Genomic DNA, 14788 nt, shown 5'->3' with positions numbered 1-14788 from the left:
CCCCCCCCCCCCCCACCACTCCCTTTTTCAAGCCGAGTTATACTCGGCTTTTCCTTTTGTAAAAGTTTTATATACCGTAAGCTGGTTGCTGGGGTATAATTTCTTGGTAGTGAATAAGATTTTACAACTTTTTAACCGCCGCACCAGTGTAAGCGCCGCGGCCATGATTATCTCAGCTTCTTATTTAATCAGCCGTCTGCTGGGCTTACTCCGGGATCGCCTGCTTGTTAGTAACTTCGGTATTAGCCCGTTAACCGATGCCTATACAGCTGCCTTCAGGCTGCCAGAGCTGCTCTTTACTTTACTGGTTTCAGGGGCTTTCGCAGTGGCCTTTATACCTGTTTTGGCGCAGCATTTATCTAAAGGTGAGCAGGAAGAAGCCTGGGAGTTGTCTTCGATCCTTCTCAATCTACTGGCGGTCGTCACGATTGCCGTGGGTATTATAGCCTTTATTTTTGCTGATCCGATTACCCGCTTAATTGCCCCCGGGTTCGATGAGTTCAGGCATAATCTAACGGTTGATCTTACCAGGATTATGCTTATTACACCGTTCTTGTTTGCCATCTCCAGTGTACTGGGCGGTATTCAGCAGTCATTTAACCGCTTTATGTTTTTTGCCTTAGCCAGTGTTTTTTACAACCTTGGTATTATTTTTGGAATCGTTTTCTTAAGCGGGGATTACTCTATATATGGTGTAGCTTATGGTGTGGTAATCGGCGCCGCTTTACAGGCCTTGCTGCAAATATTAGGCCTGTCTGGCTTGGGCTATCGTTACCGCCCCAGTTTTAATTTCCGCAATAAAAACGTCGGCAAGGTAGTACGACTTATGATTCCGCGTTCACTCGACCAGGGAATAGATCAACTACACTATACGGTAGAAACGATTATAGGTTCGCGCCTGGCTACCGGAAGCTTAACCTCGCTGTATTATGCTAACAACCTTAAGAACGTACCCTTGTCCTTAATCGGAGTTTCGATCGCGACGGCCGTTTTCCCACGCATGGCGGCACGTGCGGCCAAAGGCTCCATGCAGAAATTAATCCGTGATTTTGTAGTTAATGCGCGACTGATCTTATTCCTAGTGATACCGGCGGCTACGGTGGCGCTTCTTATGCGCGGCTACATCGTGCGCTTGCTGTATGGCTTTGGGGACGCGACCACAGCCAATGTCTTAGGCTGGTTTGCCGGTGTCATAATATTCCAATCGCTGTTCTTTTTAGTAGCCAGAATGTTTTATGCCATGCAGGATTCCAAAACCCCTCTCTATATCAGCATTGCGGCTATAGGGGCCAATATCGGACTCAGCCTGGTTCTAACGGAAAAGTTTGGGGTAGTTGGTCTTGCTATGGCCCAATCGGTAGTGGTAACGGCTGAGACATTAGTACTACTGGGTATTCTTAAATACCGACTAGGAAGTATCGGCGGGCGATCCATACTTCAGGGGGTGTTCAAAATGCTCATAGCCAACGCGGTAATGGCCGGGACAATATACATTCTAGTGGCACGCGTTCTGCCATTGTATAAAGCCGATGTTGGCTTTGGGGTGGTGGGGCCGAAATTCTTCATTATTCTAACCGCCGGCATTTTGGCCTATTTAATCCCTTGCTACATTCTGCAACTAAAGGAGGCAAAGATTTTTGTAGGCAAAATAAAAGAGCAGATTGCCCGGCCTTTGAGTCTAACGTGATTATGGATCAACAAAACATCCGAAATTTTTGTATTATTGCGCACATCGATCACGGTAAATCGACCCTGGCTGACCGTATGCTAGAACTGACCGGCACTGTGGCGAAGCGAGATATGCAGAACCAGTTGCTAGACAGTATGGAGTTAGAGCGCGAAAAGGGCATAACTATCAAATTGCAGCCGGTGCAGATGAAATGGAAGGAATACCAGCTGAATCTGATAGATACGCCTGGGCATGTCGATTTCAGTTATGAAGTTTCGCGCTCGCTGGCTGCCTGCGAAGGGGCAGTACTGGTCGTGGATGCCTCGCAAGGCATACAGGCGCAGACCTTGGCCAATGTCTACCTGGCGATCGAAGCCGGGCTTGTAATCATACCGGTGCTGAATAAAATCGATTTGCCAGCGGCCGAGCCAGAAAAGGTCAGTCACGAAATTATTAAACTGCTGGGGTGTAAACCAGAAGAAATCCTGCAAGTATCAGCCAAAGAGGGTAAAGGCGTGGAGCAGCTGCTGGATGTCATAACCGAAAAGGTTCCGGCACCGAAGGGTGAGACAGGAAAGCCATTGCGAGGTCTGATTTTCGATTCTGTTTACGATGAATACCGAGGGGTAATTTTATTTTTGAGAATTGTGGATGGCCAGCTGGATAAGGGTGCCCAGCTTCAGCTAATGTCTAGCAAGCAGCAGACCCAAGCTATTGAGGCCGGCATTTTCAAACCTAAACAGACTGCAGTGGAGAGCCTCGCCACTGGGCAGATCGGCTATGTGGTTACCAATCTTAAATCGGTAGCCGAGGCCAGGGTGGGCGATACGGTGACCTCTAAGCTGGCACAGGCCTCTGAGGCGCTGCCAGGGTACAAAGAGGTAAAGCCGTTCGTATTTGCCGGCTTTTTTACCTCTACCGGCGAGCAGTACCAGGATCTAAAAGAAGCGCTGGAAAAGCTGAAACTTAACGATTCAGCTTTGATTTACGAGCCGGAAAATTCTCAAATTCTAGGCTTTGGCTTTCGGGTGGGCTTTCTGGGCCTGCTGCATATGGAAATTATTAAGGAGCGTCTAGAGCGCGAATACGGCCTGGATATGGTGGTTACAAATCCCTCGACCGACTACAAGATTAAGACCACCACTGGGCAGGAAACCGGCGTTAAATCCGCGGCCGAACTGCCCGATGCGAGTAAAATTATTGCCATTAGCGAGCCTTGGATAGGCGGCGAGGTGGTGGTGCCAGGGCAGTACGTTGGTAATGTCATACAACTGATCCACAAAATAAGAGGCGCGCAAAAAGCCATGAACTATTTAGACGAAGACTTGGCGGTTATCGAATTCGAGGCGCCGCTAGCAAATGTACTAACCGATTTCTACGACTCACTCAAATCGTTAACTAGCGGTTACGGTTCGTTCAACTATGAACTGATGGACTATAGGCAAGAGAACTTGGTGCGGCTGGATATTTTGGTAGGCGGGGAAATGGTGGATAGCCTTAGCCTGATCGTGCACCGTGAGGAGGCTCAGGGCCGGGGCAAGGCGATTGTGGATAAACTAAAAGAGGTGATCCCCAGGCAGCTATTCGAGGTCAGCCTGCAGGCGGCCATTGGCGGCAAGATTATTGCCCGCGAAGACATTAAGGCTTTGGGTAAGAACGTAACGGCCAAGCTCTATGGCGGTGATGTGACCCGTAAAAATAAACTGCTAGAGAAACAAAAGAAGGGTAAGAAGAAAATGAAGAAAATCGGCAAGGTCGACATTCCGCCCGAGGCATTTATGGTGATGGTCAAACAGGATTGAGCTATACTGGCCTTATGAAACCAAAGGCCATAATTTTTGATTGCTGGAATACCTTATTCCACGTTAATCCTAAACCCGATCCTCTGAACCGCTTAGCTCGCGCCATATTCCACAGCCGCCTGACCTACCGCTATCTGAAGAGTTTTGAGCGCACACTAATGCTCGCACCGCACGACGACATGAACGCCATGGCCAAGGCTATATTGCGCAATAGCCGTATTCCCGCCTTGCCTTCGCTTGTGCATCAGGTTGAACGCAGTCTAGAGATTCCGCTTGAAAAGCAACAGCCGTTCGAAGAAACCTTGGAGATCCTGCCCGATTTACAACAAGATTACAAACTGGGATTAATTACTAATACCTATTCGCTGGCATTTATTAAACTAGATAGCAAATATAAACTGGGGCAGTATTTCGATTTTATACTGCCATCTTACCAGGCAGGACTCCTAAAGCCCGACCCTAAGATTTTTAAACTGATGCTCAAAAAATTAGGTGTGGCCGCCGAAGAAGCGTTGATGGTAGGCGATAGCCTGCGCGACGACGTGCAAGGTGCAGAAGCAGTTGGTATTCGCGGCATATTGGTAGATAGACGGGGGCGTTACCCGCGGCACAAGAGCCGAGTTACCTCACTGAGGGAAGTTAAGAAACTGCTACAATAAGCCTATGCCTGCTAAAAAGATCAGCATCGATTATGCCAAAAAAGACAAACTGTTCTACTTTGTGGCAAACGTTGTGGTATACCGCGAAAGTGACGGTCGCTGTTTAATACTGAAGCGCCACGAGCGCGAAAAGGTACACCCTGGTAAGTATGGGGTAATCGGCGGCAAGCTGGAGTGGAATGATATGGATCTGGCCAATCCAGGCCGGGTGCAGAACGAGGTTCTGGATTATCCCAACGCGGTGGAGGACTTGCTGAAGCGTGAAGCTTTTGAAGAGGCTGGTGTAGAGATTGAGGCCGGGCTTAGGTATATCAACAGTGTGGCCTTTGTGCGGCCGGATGAAACACCCGTGGTACTGGTAAAGTTCGGGGCTAAGTACAAAGGCGGGGATATCAAGCTGGAGGAGGGTGCCTTTACCGACCACGCTTGGGTGAATGCCCGGGAAATTAAGGATTATCCTTGCATAGAAGGCATAGCCGAGGAAGTACAGGCCACCATTAAAGCGTTTAGCTAGATACGCTTAAGATTGTGCGTGAACATTGTGCCCAGCACCCGAAGTTATCTTTCGAACCAGTCAAAGACAGAGTTCTCTAACGCCAAGCCCCGACATTACATCGGGGCTTTACCTTTTAGCACTCTTGATCGCGTCAAGAATCCTAGCCCAAGCTGTTGCTAAATCCTACTGCTTCATACCCATCTAACCTCTTTTTATCATCGGCGTAGCTATGGTATGCCTCTTCAAAAAATAGCTTAGCTAGGCATAAATCAGCAGGCTTATCAAAACCTTGGTTAGCACTCTTGACGCGAGAGTGCTAATTTCTTAAAATTAGCAGTGCGATATAAGGAGTGCCAAGCTAATGACTCCAAGGCAGAGTTACATTTTAGGTGCCATAGTTGAAACATATGCCGACATAGCAGAACCGGTCAGTTCTAAACTGCTAACAAAGAAGCTTGGTGTTTCTTCGGCTACCATCCGCGCCGAGATGGCCGAGCTAGAGAGGATGGGCTATATTTACCAGCCGCATACCTCAGCTGGGCGTGTACCGACAGATAAAGGCTATCGCACGTACGTAAATAACATTAAGGCAGTTGCACCAGATAGCAGGGTGAGCCAGGCTTTGGCCAGGCGCATCTCCACCGCTGGTGAAGCCGACAGGGCTATTAAGCAAGCTGCTGAGAGTCTGGCTGAGGTTACCAGTAACTTAGGCTTGGCTACGCTTTCAGGCAGCTTGTTTATGAGCGGGCTGCATAACCTGTTCGACCACCCGGAATTCACCGGGCGGCGAGGGTTTGAGGTGGCGCGGCTGCTAGATAGCTTGGACGAGTGGCTAGCAGAAGCGGCTCCGAACAGCCGGGTGAGCGTTTACATCGGACAGGAAAACCCAGTGGGTAAAGCCAGCGGGGCCAGCTTGATCATTGCCAAGTTCTCCTCACCCTATAGCGATAGCAGCTATGTGGGAGTGCTGGGGCCAACTAGGCAAAACTATGGCCGAGTAATTGGCCTTGTAGATTACGCCGGAAGATATTTGGAGGATCAATTAACATGACCAAGAAGAAAACTAGCAAAGAGAATCAGAAGGTTGAGGAGCTGACAGAGGATTTAAAACGCCTGCAAGCGGAGTTTGCAAACTACCGCCGTCGCGAGGGCGAGGCCAAAGCCGAACTGATAGACTTAGCCCGCCAAGACGTGGTGCGCGACTTGCTGCCGCTTCTAGATAACATCGATCGCGCTCTTGCCCATTACCCCAAGCACTTGCAAGACGACCCGTGGGCTATGGGTGTGAGTCAAGTGGCCAAGCAGGCCCGAGAGACATTGGGCGAAATGGGTGTAATCCGCATAGAATCGGTCGGCCAGCCTTTTGACCACAACCTGCACGAGGCTATCAGCCTGGAGGAAGGCGAAGGAAGTAGGGAGGTTGTGGCAGAAGAGCTGCAGGCCGGGTATAAGATGGGCGATAAGGTCATTCGCCACGCAGTAGTAAAAGTTAAGAAACAATAGGAGGAAAAATGGGAAAAATTATAGGAATCGATTTAGGAACCACCAACTCGGCCATGGCCGTACTGGAAGGCGGCCAGCCGACCATTATTACCAATGCCGAAGGCGGGCGCACCACCCCGTCTATCGTGGCTATGAATAAGAACGGTGAGCGCCTGGTGGGCCAGACCGCTAAGCGCCAGGCTGTTATAAATGGCGAAAACACGATTTTCAGCGTTAAGCGCTTAATTGGCCGCAAGTTTGAAGACCCCGAGGTGCAGCGCGATATTAAGCTGATGCCTTACAAAATAGAAAAGGCCGGCGATGGCGTAAAGGTAGGAATGGGTGAAAAAAGCTACAGCCCGGAGGAAGTCTCGGCCATGATTCTGGCTAAGCTAAAGGCCGACGCTGAGGCCTTTTTGGGCAGCCCTGTTACAGAAGCTGTCATTACCGTGCCGGCTTACTTTAGCGATGCCCAGCGCCAGGCCACCAAAGATGCCGGTAAGATTGCCGGGCTAGAGGTAAAGCGCATTATTAACGAACCGACTGCAGCCTCACTGGCTTACGGGCTGGATAAGAAGAAAGAAGAAAAGATTGTAGTCTACGATCTGGGTGGCGGTACCTTTGACGTTTCGGTACTGGAGCTGGGCGAAGGTGTGTTTGAGGTTAAGAGCACCAATGGTGATACTCACTTAGGCGGGGATGATTTTGACCTGGCGATTATGAACCACTTGGTAGATGAGTATAAGAAAGATCAAGGTATTGACCTGAAGGATGACAAGGCCGCCATTCAGCGGCTGAAAGAAGCGGCCGAGAAAGCCAAGATAGAACTCTCCACCACAAACGAGAGCGATATTAATCTGCCATTCATTACAGCCGATGCATCTGGCCCCAAACATTTTGAACACAAACTTACCCGCGCCAAATTAGAGCAGCTGGTGAAGGAGCTGATTGATAAAACTGAGGCTCCATGCAAAGCCGCCCTGAAGGATGCCGGACTAAAGGCTAGTGATATTAACGAGATCATCCTGGTAGGCGGTATGACCCGTATGCCGGCCGTGCAGGCTAAGGTTAAGGAGGTATTTGGCAAGGAGCCGCTGAAGGGTGTAAACCCAGACGAGGTTGTGGCCGTGGGCGCGGCCGTTCAGGGAGGCGTACTGGCTGGTGATGTAAAGGACGTACTGTTGCTAGATGTGACTCCTCTCTCATTAGGGCTAGAGACTATGGGTGGCGTTTCTACCAAGCTAATTGAACGCAATACAACCATTCCTACCAGCAAGAGCCAAGTGTTCTCAACCGCAGCCGACAGTCAGACCCAGGTAGAGATTAACGTGCTGCAGGGTGAGCGCGAGTTTGCTAAAGACAATAAGAGTTTGGGCCGGTTCATTCTAGACGGCATTCCTCCGGCTCCGCGCGGCGTGCCTCAGATTGAGGTAACCTTTAACATTGATGCTAACGGAATCGTAAACGTCAGCGCTAAGGACAAGGCTACCGGCAAAGAGCAGCACATTACCATTCAGAATAGCGGCAACCTGAAAGAAGAGGATATTAAAAAGGCTCAGGCAGAGGCCGAAGCCCACGCTGAGGAAGATAAAAAGAAGCGGGAGCTGATTGAGGCTAAGAACCAGCTAGATGGCTTGGTTTACACAGCCGAGAAGACTTTGAAAGATGCCGGGGATAAAGCCAAAGATGAAGACAAAAAAGCATTAGAAGATGCCATTACCGAGGCAAAAACCAAACTGGAATCGGAAGATAAAGATGTGCTTGAGACGGCAGCAAAGGAGCTGAGCGAAAAGATGCAGGCCGTGGGTGCCGCGATGTACGAAGGCCAGCCAGGTGGTGAAGCTGCTCCAGAGGAGATTGAGAAAGAGGAGAAAGACGGCCAGCCGGTTGAAGGCGAGGTTGTAGACGAAGAGAAGAAAGACGAGCCAGAAAAATAAAATAGAGGGCTGAAGTGGCTAAGCAGGATTACTACGAGATATTGGGAGTTTCTAAATCGGCCACTGCCGATGAGATTAAGCGTGCCTACCGCAAGCTTGCTATGCAGCACCATCCCGACAAGCATGGCGGTGATGATTCTAAATTCAAAGAAATCGGCGAGGCCTACGAGGTATTAAAAGATTCTAAAAAGCGCCAGGCCTATGACCAGTTCGGCCACGCGGCCGGGGCGGCTGGCGCGGGCGGCCCGTTCGGCGGAGCCGGTGGCGGCTTTGAAGGCTTTCAATCGGCCGGGTTCGATTTTGACCTTGGTGATATCTTTAGCCAATTTATGGGCGGAGCTGGTCCTAGGACCGAACCTAACCGGGGGCAGGATGTAGAAGCCCTGCTGCACCTGACTTTTGAAGAGGCAGTGTTTGGCACTGAAAAAGAAGTTAAATTTAATTTAGATCACCAGTGCGACCGCTGCGAGGGTAGGGGTGGTGAGCCCGGTACTAAGATCAGTAAATGTGCTGAGTGCCATGGTGAGGGGCAGGTGACCAGAGTGCATAATTCGGTTCTCGGGCCAATCCGCCAAACCGCTGTCTGCCCGGCCTGTCACGGCAAGGGTGAGACTTTTGAAAAGAACTGCGCAAAATGCCATGGCAAGGGCACGACTAAAGAGCACGAAACTCTAAAGATCAAAGTGCCGGCCGGTATAGAGGAGGGCACGGCCATTCGCATGAGCGGCCGGGGAGGCGCTAACCGCAAAGGCGCAAAGGGCGATATATATATTCATATCAGCATTAAGCCTCATCCGCGCCTGAAGCGCCGCGGCCAGGAGATTGAATCAGAAATTAAAATTCCTATGACAGATGCTGCCCTAGGTGCGGAGGTGCCGGTGGAAACTGTGGACGGCAAAGTTAAACTAAAAATTCCAGCCGGTACCCAAAACGGTAAGGTGTTTAAGCTGAGCGGCCGCGGAGTGCCCTCTATGGCCAGGAGCGGCAGGCGGGGCGATCACTTGGTAACGGTATGGGTACAAATACCATCTACCCTGACCGCCAAGCAGAAAAAACTGCTAGAAGAGTTTGCAGCAGAAGGCGGCGGCAAGCGTTTTTGGCGACTCTGACTTTACCGAAGCTAAGCATTAGCAGTAAAATAGAAGTATGGATTACTTGCCCAGTCTAAGTACAGACGCTTTAATAGTAGCCGTTATCGGCCTGCTGATTGCTTATGGCTTGGTATTCGGCCAAATGGGGCTGAACCGGCTGGCGGTCAGTATTTATGTCGGGCTAGTTTTATCGGCCACCTTTGCCCGGCAGTTGCACGAAATGGTAGCCACTAGCCAATACGGCGGCATAAGCCTTTCTTTGACGGTTGTGCAGTTGGTGCTTTTGATCTTGCCGGTGGCACTATTGCAGCTAGGGCACCATCGCCTGCATATGCGGCATAAGAGCAGCATGGCAGTTACTCTGGTGCTAGCGGTTCTAGTGGCGCTTTTAATTACCGGAAGTGTCTTTATGCAAATGGAGGAGGACGTACTGAGGCAGATTACAGATAATTCTAATTTAGCCTCCTGGATATACGATTTGCGCCTATGGTGGGTCGGGCTAGTACCGGTGGCTATGGCCGCCGAGGTGTTCCTGCGCCCTCGCCCGCATCACTGACAAATTGACCGTCTTTCCTGATTAAGGTATATTATTTCAGTTCATCTATCTGTAACATTAAAAGAGTTATTACAACGAGGGCCCATAGCTCAGTTGGTTAGAGCGACAGCCTTTTAAGCTGTGCGTCCTGGGTTCGAATCCCAGTGGGCCCTCCATATAAATATTCGATAGAGGGTTTAGGCCCTCTTTTTTATGCAATTAAAACGATCCACGCAAATAACGCTATTAGCTATTTTTACTTTAGCCGGCATCATTATTGGCCGTAATTCTTTTTCTATTGATGTGATTTTGATTTTTACCGCTGCAGCTATAGCCGTAGTTTTGATGATACTAAAATCCCGGCTGGCACTTCTTTGGCTGCTGGCCGCGTGTTTGCTGCTTGGAATGTGGAGAGGGGATGCCACCCGACTAGAGAATACCGCGCTGGGCCAGAATATTGGCCAGAAGGTGACGCTTACGGGCACGATCAGTGATGACCCTGTGCGGACAGATAAGGGATTCGTTTCTTTTACGCTAAAATCTCTGGAGTATGATGGCCAGCCGATCGCTGGCGCGGTGCGGATGCAGACTAATTATAAAAAGCTGCAGCGCGGCTACAGGGTAAAAGCCCGAGGCAAACTGGGCACAAGTCTAGGGGCGGTTCAAACCCGAATCGGCTTCGCTCAGACCGAAGTAATATCAACCGAGACCAGCTGGCTCGAGCAGTTACGCCAAAGGTTCTTTGCTAGTCTGCGTTCGTATCTGCCCGAGGATCTTGCCTCATTCAGCCTGGGTCTGCTGGTGGGCGCCCGGGGACTGATACCAAGAGAACTGCAGGACCAGCTGACGGTTGTTGGCCTGACCCATTTAATTGCCGTTTCTGGCTACAATCTCACCATCATTATCCAGGCTGTTTACCGCTTGCTGGGCCGGGCTTCTAACTACATAGCGACGGCCGGCAGTTTGTGGCTGATAGCCGGCTTCTTAATTGTGGCTGGTTTTAGTGCCTCAATCGTTAGGGCTGCTTTTGTGGCAGTACTGGGTCTTGCCGCCGCCTACTACGGCCGGCGCGTAAAACCGATGACGCTCATTGCTCTGCCGGCAGCCGTTACGGCTTTAATCAAGCCAGATTATTTAATCTACGATCTAGGCTGGCAGCTTTCGTTCCTGGCTTTCTTTGGCATCCTGGTTTTGGCTCCATTGGCAGAAAGCCGTCTATTTAAGCGGCCTAATGCCGTCACCATGCTGGCTGCGCAATCAATTGCTGCGCATATTATGACCTTTCCGCTGATTTTACTGATTTTCGGCAACCTCTCCGTGGTATCACCACTGGCTAATCTGCTCATACTGCCTCTTATTCCGCTGGCTATGCTGCTAAGTTTTAGCTTGGGGATTGTTGGCATGACGTTTCCGATAGTGGCCGCTTGGCTCGGCTTGCCAACGGCTGGCTTGCTTGCGATGATAGTTGGGGTCGTACAGTGGATGAACGGGTGGGAAGGGGCGAGTGCAAAATATTCAGCCGATCTGTGGCAGGTGGCGGCATTATATATAGCTATTGCGGTCCTTACCTTTGTACTTACAAAAAAAGTTCGCGGTATTAGGCAGGTGGATACACTGAAAGATAAGGTATTGGCCTGACTTTGCAATTCTTGCCTAAAAGCCACCGTTTTCACACCTACAGATAAAAGGTATAATTTATCTGATAATTCTTAAGAGATAAGCTATGTCTGGTCACTCCAAATGGCATTCAATCAAACACAAAAAAGCGATTACTGACGCGCGCCGCGGCAAGGCCTTTACACAGGTAGCTAATCTCGTTTCGGTGGCGGCCCGGCAGGGCGGGGGTGACCCGGAAATGAACTTTAAGCTGCGGCTGGCAATAGCTAAGGCCAAATCTGTAAATATGCCTACCGCCAACATTGAGCGGGCTATTAAGCGCGGCACAGGCGAACTGGGCGGAGCTAGGATAGAAGAGGTAACCTATGAGGCGATGCTGCCGGGCGGGGCAGCCTTAATTATAGAGGCGGCTACCGACAATCGTAACCGTACGGCACCAGAAATCCGCACTCTGGTTACAAAGCATGGCGGGCGGATGGCCGACCCCGGTTCTGTAATGTACCAGTTCGACCATAAAGGTGTAATTCGCCTTCAGCCCAAGGATGTTGAGGCTGCCACACTAGACGCGATCGAAGCCGGCGCCGAGGACGTGGTCGAAGATGCGGAAGAAGGTGAGGGCGAGCTAACGGTTTACACAAAGCCCACTGCTTTAAGCGCTGTGCAAAAGAAACTGTCTGAGCTGGGGCACGAAGCAGAATCTGCTGAGCTGGCCTACATACCCAAAACCCCGGTGATGATTAGCGATCAAAAAACCGCAACTCAGATTATGAAAATCATGGATATACTGGAAGACTATGAGGATGTTACAGGGGCACATGCCAATTTTGATTTATCACCGGAATTGGCTGAGCAATTATCGTGAGGATCCTAGGCATAGACCCAGGTACCGCCACTACTGGTTTTGGCTTAATAGAAAAAACCGATGAAGGCATTAAGTTTGTTGATGCCGGTGTAATAAGCACCTCCAAAGACACACCAATGCCCGACCGCTTAGTAACTATTTATGATGAGGTTACCCAGCTGGTTAATGAGCTCCGGCCCGACGAAGTTGCAGTGGAGCTCTTATACTTTGCGGCTAATGTTACCACCGCGATGACGGTTGGCCAGGCAAGGGGAGTGGTAATTTTAGCCGCTGCAAAATCCGGGCTGCCGGTTTTTGAATATACTCCATTGCAAGTTAAAATGGCTATTACCGGTTACGGCCGGGCCGATAAAAAACAGATGCAGGAAATGGTAAAAACAATTCTTAAATTAAAAACTATTCCTAAGCCAGACGATGCGGCCGATGGGTTGGCTATAGCCATTACCCATGCCCACCAAATGGCGGAGAGTAAATTATGATAGCGACTATTAGCGGCAAGGTATCTGAAAAGCAGAATGATGCAGTCATTATAGAGCTTGGCGGAATTGGCTATGAGGTGGTGCTGACTACTGAGGATTGGGGCAAGGCTAAGGCAGGGGAATTGGCCAAGTACTATATATATGAACATATCAGGGAAGATACCCATGTACTCTATGGCTTTAGCGCGCTGGCAGCTAAACGGCTATATACTCAGCTACTGGGCGTAAGCGGGGTAGGGCCCAAAGTCGCCATGCAAGTACTCTCGGCTGCTACGCTTAACAGGCTACAGCAGGCGATAGCGACTGGTGACCCGGAGCTACTCAAAGGTGTGAGTGGTGTTGGTAAAAAAACAGCCGAGCGGATAGTGGTGGAGCTGAAGGGCAAGATTGAAGCTGGGGGAGATATGGGTGCAAGTTCGCAAGACAGCGCCTACCAGGCTTTAATTGGCCTAGGCTACTCGGCTGCCCAAGCCGCTGAGGCTGCGGCTAAAGTACCGGCCGATGTTACAGACGCGCAAGAGCGCATTAAGCTTGCCCTTAAGCAGCTATCCTGATATCTTGCAAACAATCAGGTAATCCGATTTTTGAAAGAATAATATTGAAGCGCTGCGCAAACTTCATGACCACGCCGATCGTCTAGGAGGAAGATTTTGAATTTGTTATCGTGGGAGCCGCACCTCTATTTGCAGTCTGGACCGACTTCAGTCGCCGTCTTAGAGTTTGAAGGTGTGCTTCAATGCCCAGTTTGCAAGTACGAATTTCAAGTTAAGCCAAGCGGTCATTTAATCCATGAAAACGAGTCGCTTGATAAACCATTAGAGCTAAAGATGCGGCTGGATTGGGAGATCGATAGCCTTAGTGAGCGCCGCGGTTGTACGGAATGTGGAGTTGTCTCAGATTTGCCCATAGCGCAATATGAAAAGTTCGTTACTGAAGCGTGCGAACTCTTGACGGCTGACTTCATTCGGCAGGAACTGCAGCGGATTCGCGATGAAGCCGACGCCATATGGGAGAAAGAGCACGGCTATAGCGCCTTAGCTGCTCGGTAGCCCCTTTGCGGAAACGAAAGTTCTTTGCAAGGGGGCTTTCGTCTTTTGTTCGCTAAAAGCATTAAAGATGGTAAAATATCGGTATGATCGAACGCATTACAGCAACCGAAGAAACCACCACCCCAGAAGAGCAACAGCTAGAAGAAACCCTGCGGCCTAAAACCTTCACTTCTTATGTCGGCCAAAACCTAATTAAAGATACCCTTAAGCTAGCCATCCAAGCAGCCGCCGCGCGAGCTGAAGTGCTGGATCACGTTCTGCTGTATGGGCCACCAGGCCTGGGCAAGACGACCATGGCCGGAGTGATTGCTGCCGAAACACGCTCTAATTTGCGGGTTACTTCCGGCCCGGCTATAGAGAGGGCAGGGGATCTGGCCTCTATCCTGACCAACCTGAGCGAAGGCGACATATTATTTATAGATGAAATCCACCGGCTGCCTAAAACGGTAGAGGAGGTGTTATATCCGGCAATGGAAGATTACGGTATAGATATTATGCTAGGCAAAGGGCCTTCGGCTAAATCCATCCGACTCGATCTGCCGAAATTTACAATTATTGGTGCCACCACCAGAGCCGGTGCTCTCAGCGCGCCCTTCCGCGACCGCTTCGGTATGGTGCATCGCCTAGAGTATTACACCCCTGAAGAGATGGTAAAGATTCTGCAGCGCTCGGCCCGGATTCTGGATGTGAAGCTAGATAAAGACGCCGCAGGGGAGATAGCGTTGCGCTCCCGGTTAACCCCGCGTGTGGCAAACAGACTGCTTAAGCGGGTGCGCGATTTTGCTCAGGTTAAACACGACGGCGCGGTGAGTCTGAGTATCGCCAAAGATGCGCTTTCTATGCTGGAGATAGACGAGCTCGGTCTAGATAGCGCTGACCGCAAGCTGCTCTCAGCTATTATTGAACATTACCAAGGCGGGCCAGTGGGCGTAGAGACTTTGGCTGCTATTTGCTCTGAAGAAAGAGCCACAATTGAAGACGTGTACGAGCCGTTCTTGATGCAGATCGGTCTGTTAGAGCGTACGGCCAGAGGACGCAAAGCAACACAGAAGGCTTATGTGCATCTGGGCGTGGAACCGCCCGAAAACCCTCAAACTAAGCTGCTGTAAT

Annotated in this window: 15 protein-coding genes, 1 tRNA gene and 1 pseudogene; all 17 read left to right on the top strand. The window is 50.3% G+C overall.

All coding sequences use genetic code 11. The features are described 5' to 3' along the window. The first annotated feature begins 109 nt into the window (after positions 1-109). The 17 genes and pseudogenes from murJ to ruvB all read left to right on the top strand — a co-directional run bounded on the left by murJ (position 110) and on the right by ruvB (position 14787). Positions 110-1687, top strand: coding sequence for a murein biosynthesis integral membrane protein MurJ (murJ, locus tag VNA68_03430; GenBank protein ID HVE81156.1), 1578 nt, complete (start codon positions 110-112; stop codon positions 1685-1687). A gap of 2 nt (positions 1688-1689) precedes the next feature. Beyond that, complete coding sequence (lepA, locus tag VNA68_03425) at positions 1690-3471, top strand: translation elongation factor 4 (protein HVE81155.1); 1782 nt, start codon at positions 1690-1692, stop codon at positions 3469-3471. Positions 3472-3485: 14 nt separating this feature from the next. Further along, positions 3486-4130 (top strand): HAD family hydrolase, encoded by a 645-nt coding sequence (locus VNA68_03420; GenBank protein ID HVE81154.1) that lies wholly within the window; start codon positions 3486-3488, stop codon positions 4128-4130. 4 nt (positions 4131-4134) lie between these two features. Beyond that, complete coding sequence (locus VNA68_03415) at positions 4135-4644, top strand: hypothetical protein (protein HVE81153.1); 510 nt, start codon at positions 4135-4137, stop codon at positions 4642-4644. 343 nt (positions 4645-4987) lie between these two features. Continuing rightward, positions 4988-5233: pseudogene (locus VNA68_03410) on the top strand (HTH domain-containing protein). A gap of 3 nt (positions 5234-5236) precedes the next feature. Continuing rightward, positions 5237-5677, top strand: coding sequence for an HrcA family transcriptional regulator (locus VNA68_03405; protein ID HVE81152.1), 441 nt, complete (start codon positions 5237-5239; stop codon positions 5675-5677). Next, a complete protein-coding gene (locus tag VNA68_03400) occupies positions 5674-6129 on the top strand; it encodes a nucleotide exchange factor GrpE (protein HVE81151.1) in 456 nt (151 codons plus the stop codon). The genes VNA68_03405 and VNA68_03400 overlap by 4 nt, the downstream gene beginning before the upstream one ends. 8 nt (positions 6130-6137) lie before the next feature. Beyond that, positions 6138-8045, top strand: a complete 1908-nt coding sequence (gene dnaK / locus VNA68_03395) for a molecular chaperone DnaK (GenBank protein HVE81150.1) — start codon at positions 6138-6140, stop codon at positions 8043-8045. A 14-nt stretch (positions 8046-8059) separates the two neighbouring features. Beyond that, positions 8060-9154 carry a molecular chaperone DnaJ gene (gene dnaJ, locus VNA68_03390; protein ID HVE81149.1) on the top strand — a complete coding sequence of 365 codons (1095 nt, stop codon included), beginning with the start codon at positions 8060-8062 and terminating at the stop codon, positions 9152-9154. Positions 9155-9191: 37 nt separating this feature from the next. Then, positions 9192-9692, top strand: a complete 501-nt coding sequence (locus VNA68_03385) for a hypothetical protein (GenBank protein ID HVE81148.1) — start codon at positions 9192-9194, stop codon at positions 9690-9692. Between the two features lie 78 nt (positions 9693-9770). After that, a tRNA-Lys gene (locus VNA68_03380) sits at positions 9771-9847 on the top strand. Between the two features lie 37 nt (positions 9848-9884). After that, positions 9885-11309 (top strand): ComEC/Rec2 family competence protein, encoded by a 1425-nt coding sequence (locus tag VNA68_03375; GenBank protein HVE81147.1) that lies wholly within the window; start codon positions 9885-9887, stop codon positions 11307-11309. Between the two features lie 85 nt (positions 11310-11394). Then, positions 11395-12150, top strand: a complete 756-nt coding sequence (locus VNA68_03370; protein HVE81146.1) for a YebC/PmpR family DNA-binding transcriptional regulator — start codon at positions 11395-11397, stop codon at positions 12148-12150. After that, a complete protein-coding gene (gene ruvC, locus VNA68_03365) occupies positions 12147-12629 on the top strand; it encodes a crossover junction endodeoxyribonuclease RuvC (protein ID HVE81145.1) in 483 nt (160 codons plus the stop codon). Before VNA68_03370 ends, ruvC begins: the two co-directional genes overlap by 4 nt. Further along, positions 12626-13183 (top strand): Holliday junction branch migration protein RuvA, encoded by a 558-nt coding sequence (gene ruvA, locus VNA68_03360; GenBank protein ID HVE81144.1) that lies wholly within the window; start codon positions 12626-12628, stop codon positions 13181-13183. Before ruvC ends, ruvA begins: the two co-directional genes overlap by 4 nt. Before the next feature lie 96 nt (positions 13184-13279). Then, on the top strand, positions 13280-13678 hold the full coding sequence (locus tag VNA68_03355; GenBank protein ID HVE81143.1) for a hypothetical protein: 399 nt from the start codon (positions 13280-13282) through the stop codon (positions 13676-13678). An 83-nt stretch (positions 13679-13761) separates the two neighbouring features. Then, on the top strand, positions 13762-14787 hold the full coding sequence (gene ruvB / locus VNA68_03350) for a Holliday junction branch migration DNA helicase RuvB (GenBank protein HVE81142.1): 1026 nt from the start codon (positions 13762-13764) through the stop codon (positions 14785-14787). The last annotated feature ends 1 nt before the right edge of the window (position 14788 follow it).

It is taken from the genome of Candidatus Dormiibacterota bacterium (genome assembly GCA_035536395.1).
Lineage (GTDB): Bacteria > Patescibacteriota > Saccharimonadia > UBA4664 > DATLOE01 > DATLOE01.
The sequence above is the reverse complement of the archived record's forward strand: the minus strand, read 5'-3'. Positions and strand labels throughout refer to the sequence as shown.

What these genes read in the sequence shown, in the direction of transcription:
- ruvB (HVE81142.1), top strand. Translation starts at nt 13,762, where the DNA reads ATGATCGAACGCATTACAGCAACCGAAGAAACCACCACCCCAGAAGAG.
- VNA68_03375 (HVE81147.1), top strand. Translation starts at nt 9,885, where the DNA reads ATGCAATTAAAACGATCCACGCAAATAACGCTATTAGCTATTTTTACT.
- VNA68_03420 (HVE81154.1), top strand. Translation starts at nt 3,486, where the DNA reads ATGAAACCAAAGGCCATAATTTTTGATTGCTGGAATACCTTATTCCAC.
- dnaK (HVE81150.1), top strand. Translation starts at nt 6,138, where the DNA reads ATGGGAAAAATTATAGGAATCGATTTAGGAACCACCAACTCGGCCATG.
- lepA (HVE81155.1), top strand. Translation starts at nt 1,690, where the DNA reads ATGGATCAACAAAACATCCGAAATTTTTGTATTATTGCGCACATCGAT.
- VNA68_03415 (HVE81153.1), top strand. Translation starts at nt 4,135, where the DNA reads ATGCCTGCTAAAAAGATCAGCATCGATTATGCCAAAAAAGACAAACTG.
- VNA68_03385 (HVE81148.1), top strand. Translation starts at nt 9,192, where the DNA reads ATGGATTACTTGCCCAGTCTAAGTACAGACGCTTTAATAGTAGCCGTT.
- ruvA (HVE81144.1), top strand. Translation starts at nt 12,626, where the DNA reads ATGATAGCGACTATTAGCGGCAAGGTATCTGAAAAGCAGAATGATGCA.
- VNA68_03400 (HVE81151.1), top strand. Translation starts at nt 5,674, where the DNA reads ATGACCAAGAAGAAAACTAGCAAAGAGAATCAGAAGGTTGAGGAGCTG.
- VNA68_03370 (HVE81146.1), top strand. Translation starts at nt 11,395, where the DNA reads ATGTCTGGTCACTCCAAATGGCATTCAATCAAACACAAAAAAGCGATT.